The following is a 3,432-nucleotide window of genomic DNA, read 5'->3' as shown; positions in this document are numbered from 1 at the left end:
TCGACGATGCGGTGACCAACAAAACCGATCTGAACCAGGCATAAAAAAACGGCGGTTGGAGAAAATCCAACCGCCGTTTTCTATCTCAAGTGACGGACTCAACCGTCGCCTTGATGACCTTTGCCATAGGTCGACGCCAAGGCACGGGCCTTTTGCAGGCGCTCTTCCAGCTTGGGCAGCGTTTCATCCACCAGCGCTTTGATTTCCGGCACATCCGACGCCGCGCCTTCCTGTTTGAACAGGGCAATGGCGTCTTCGTTTTCCTTGACCTGTTGCGCGGTGTAGGCCGCGTCGAAGGAGTCGCCGTCCTTGAGTTCGGGCATCAAGGTTTCGGCTTTATCGACGATCTTCTCGCGCGGGGCCACCGGCAAGTCAAGTTTCCTGGCGATGGCTGCCAGGTGCTGGTTGGCCTGGGTGCGTTCGTTGATCACCTCGATGGTGTAGTCCTTGATTTCCTGGGACGAGGTTCTGGCGTGGGCCATGCGACTGGTTTCGATATCGGCCATCCCTTTGGCCGAAGCCTGCTCGATGAATTCAGCAGGCGACTGGGCGAAAGCATTGCTGGCGCCGAGGCCCAGCAGCATCGCGAAACTGGCGGTGCGTAACCGGATAGCCATGCGGCTCATGATGGGTTCCTCCAGGTCAAAAATAGGTGCGGGAACAGACGCCCCGCCCTGAATTCGAATTTTCAGGGCGGCAAAGGTTTAGAAAAAACTCGCCAGTGCGACGAACGGTCGTGCTGTATCAGGCCGGTTTGCTGCCAAACAGGCCCGGCAACGCATGCGCCAGGGCATTGATGGCGAAGCCGATAAACATCACGCCACAGAGTTTGGTGATAAGGATTTCATGGCGCTGATACACGGTGCGCACACGTTGGGCGCCGACCATGCCGATCAGAATGGCATAGGCCAGCAGGCCACCGATAAAGCTCAGGAAGATCAACGACGGCAGCATCGCCCACGTCAGCAACTCGGCACGGCTGGACAACAACGCGGTGAAGGTCGCCACGGCCACCGGGTAAGCCTTGGGGTTGGTGAGACCGAACACAATGCCGTGCCAGAACGGGTGCCGAGCCGCGCCCTGAGGTGCATCGCTGCTGCGCCGCTGGGTACGGATCGCACGCCAGCCGAGCCAGAACAGGTATAAACCGCTGAGCACGCCCAGTGCATCAAAGGCTGTGCTGCCCACTTCCCGCGCGCCCACGATGGCAATCAACGCCGTGCTGCACCACACCACGTCACCGAGCAAATGCCCGCACAAAAAACCCGCCCCGGCACGGCGACCACGGGCAGCGCCGATACCGAATACGGCGAGCACGCCCGGACCGGGCGTAATGCCATAGATAAAACCCGAAGCAAGCACGGCGAACAGCAGGGATAGGGTCATGGGCGCGACTCTGATAGACGGTGATGAGGTGGATCGATTCTGCACGTTCCGCCGCTACGGGTAAAACTTCATTCCTGCATAAGGCTTGGCGCGACAGGCCTGCAAACGTGAGGTCAGATCGCCGACGTGGGCTTCGAGCTTGTGGCCATCGGGGTCGAGAAAGTAGAACGACGCGCCTTCACTGCGGTTGTCGCGCCATTCCCGCACCTGCGCAGCGCGCAGGCGCGCCACCAGCGCCGCAAAATCACCGGTATCGGCGGTAAACGCGTAGTGCGTGTATTCAGCCGCAGGCTCTGGCGAGCGCAATGGGTCGAGGGACAAGCACAGCCATAAACCGGGTAGGGACAAATAGGCGCCGCCGTCCCAGGTCGCATCGAGCCGAAGTTGCAACAATTGATGGTAGAAGCCGATGCTGCGGTTCAGGTCGGTGACGGCAAGGGTCAGGTGGTTAAGGCCGCAGAGCATGGAATGTCCTTTTATCTATTCACCCAGTGACGAACGGGGCAAACCGTTTTTGCGATGACGATGTAGTATGTTGCACTACACATCACTACATCGAGGCTCTTATGTCTGTTATGTCTCTACGCATACCGGAAGACGTCGCCGACACGCTTGCCAGTCTCGCCAAGGCGACAGGGCGCAGCAAATCCTTTCTAGCCGTAGATGCATTACGCGAATACCTGACGCGTGAGGCCTGGCAAATAGAGGAAATTCAAAAAGCATTGAAAGAAGCTGATGCGGGCGACTTTGCGACAGCGGCCGAAGTAAAAGCAGTCGCCGATAAATGGCGTAACAATGCAGGTTGATTGGCTGAGGGCTGCCCTCAGGAATCTTGACGATGAAGCGGCCTACATTGCCGAAGAAAACCCGAAAGCTGCCCATGAGTTCGTGCAGGCGATCTTGACCGGGCTTGAACATGTCGCTGAATTTCCGGCAATGGGCAAAGAAGGCAGAGTGCCCGGCACGCGCGAATGGGTAGTGCCCCGATGGCCCTATATCTTTCCCTACCGTATTCGAGATGGCCGGTTACAGGTGATGCGAATTTTTCATACACGCCGCCAGCCACTCGCTTCCTGGTAGCCACGGTTCAGACGGACAATACACCCTGCACCTGCCCAATCAACCACTGCAACCCCGAATCCCCGCCCCGCCGCGCATGCCACGCCAACTCAAACGCAAACGAAGGGATATGAAACGGCGGCGGCACAGCCAGCAGGTGCTGCTGATCGATGTTGAGCAAGCCTCTGGATGACACCGTCAAAACCAGGTCTGTGCCCTGGATCAACTGCGGTGCCACGCCCCAGTGCGGCAGGCTGATCGCCACATGCCGGCGCTCACGAATTGCCGTCAACGCCCGTTCGATTTCCGGGGTGCCGCTGCCGCGCATTTCCAGCAACACATGCGGACGCGACAGGTAAGCGGGCAGATCGAGCACGCCGTTTTTCGGCAGGCTTTCGCGGTCAATCAGGCAGGTGTAATGCTCTTCGAATAACGGCGTAGTGCGCAGTTCGGCGGGCATGTCGGGGAACACCCCGGCGGCCAGGTCGAGGTCACCATTGAGCACGCCGTCGACCATGCCTTCGCGGCTGGCCTGGACGATTTGCAGGTCGATGCCAGGCGCTTCACGGCGCAAGGTGCGGACCAGCCCCGGCAGGAAAATCGCCGCGCTGTAGTCCGACATCGCCACACGAAACCGGCGCTTGGCCGATGCCGGATCAAACCGGTTGGGCGCCAGCAACGCCTGCACCTGGGCCAGGGCTTCGGCCAGTGGCGCGGCCAGCTCCAGGGCGCGGGCGGTCGGCACCAAGGCACCGCCCTGGCGCACCAGCAATGGGTCACCAAGCAGATCACGCAAGCGCGCCAGCGCATGGCTGACCGCCGGCTGGCTCAGGTGCAGGCGCTCGGCGGCGCGGGTGACGTGTTGCTCGCTGAGCAAGGCGTCGAGGATCACCAGCAGGTTGAGGTCGATGCGACCTGGGACGGCGGCGCCTATTTGTCCCTACCCGGTTTATGGCTGTGCTTGTCCCTCGACCCATTGCGCTCGCC

6 protein-coding genes and 1 pseudogene are annotated in these 3,432 nt (G+C 60.3%); 3 read left to right on the top strand and 4 right to left on the bottom strand.

Annotated elements, in window-relative coordinates; translation table 11 throughout:
• Positions 1-98: 98 nt before the first annotated feature.
• The 3 genes from FEM54_RS28105 to fos all read right to left on the bottom strand — a co-directional run bounded on the left by FEM54_RS28105 (position 99) and on the right by fos (position 1,851).
• Positions 99-626, bottom strand: coding sequence for a DUF4142 domain-containing protein (locus FEM54_RS28105; protein ID WP_138453812.1), 528 nt, complete (start codon positions 624-626; stop codon positions 99-101).
• Between the two features lie 118 nt (positions 627-744).
• The gene (locus FEM54_RS28100; RefSeq protein WP_138453811.1) at positions 745-1,386 is read right to left on the bottom strand and encodes a LysE family translocator; all 642 of its coding nucleotides are present in this window, start codon (positions 1,384-1,386) and stop codon (positions 745-747) included.
• A gap of 54 nt (positions 1,387-1,440) precedes the next feature.
• On the bottom strand, positions 1,441-1,851 hold the full coding sequence (gene fos / locus FEM54_RS28095) for a fosfomycin resistance glutathione transferase (RefSeq protein WP_138453810.1): 411 nt from the start codon (positions 1,849-1,851) through the stop codon (positions 1,441-1,443).
• Positions 1,852-1,952: 101 nt separating this feature from the next.
• On the opposite strand from fos, the gene FEM54_RS28090 reads away from it, so the two are divergent.
• Both FEM54_RS28090 and FEM54_RS28085 read left to right on the top strand, forming a co-directional pair.
• A complete protein-coding gene (locus tag FEM54_RS28090; RefSeq protein WP_017137287.1) occupies positions 1,953-2,192 on the top strand; it encodes a CopG family ribbon-helix-helix protein in 240 nt (79 codons plus the stop codon).
• Complete coding sequence (locus FEM54_RS28085; RefSeq protein ID WP_138453809.1) at positions 2,182-2,466, top strand: type II toxin-antitoxin system RelE/ParE family toxin; 285 nt, start codon at positions 2,182-2,184, stop codon at positions 2,464-2,466. Before FEM54_RS28090 ends, FEM54_RS28085 begins: the two co-directional genes overlap by 11 nt.
• A 7-nt stretch (positions 2,467-2,473) precedes the next feature.
• Here FEM54_RS28085 and FEM54_RS28080 read toward each other — a convergent pair whose 3' ends face one another.
• Positions 2,474-3,379, bottom strand: a complete 906-nt coding sequence (locus FEM54_RS28080) for a LysR family transcriptional regulator (protein WP_138453808.1) — start codon at positions 3,377-3,379, stop codon at positions 2,474-2,476.
• Here FEM54_RS28080 and FEM54_RS34800 point away from each other — a divergent pair.
• A pseudogene (locus FEM54_RS34800) lies at positions 3,347-3,432 on the top strand (glutathione transferase); the annotation flags it as partial. The gene FEM54_RS28080 and the pseudogene FEM54_RS34800 sit on opposite strands and share 33 nt — an antisense overlap.

It is taken from the genome of Pseudomonas edaphica, from assembly GCF_005863185.1.
GTDB classification, from domain to species: domain Bacteria; phylum Pseudomonadota; class Gammaproteobacteria; order Pseudomonadales; family Pseudomonadaceae; genus Aquipseudomonas; species Aquipseudomonas edaphica.
Note: the sequence above shows the minus strand (reverse complement) of the source record. Positions and strands in the feature narration are given on the sequence as shown.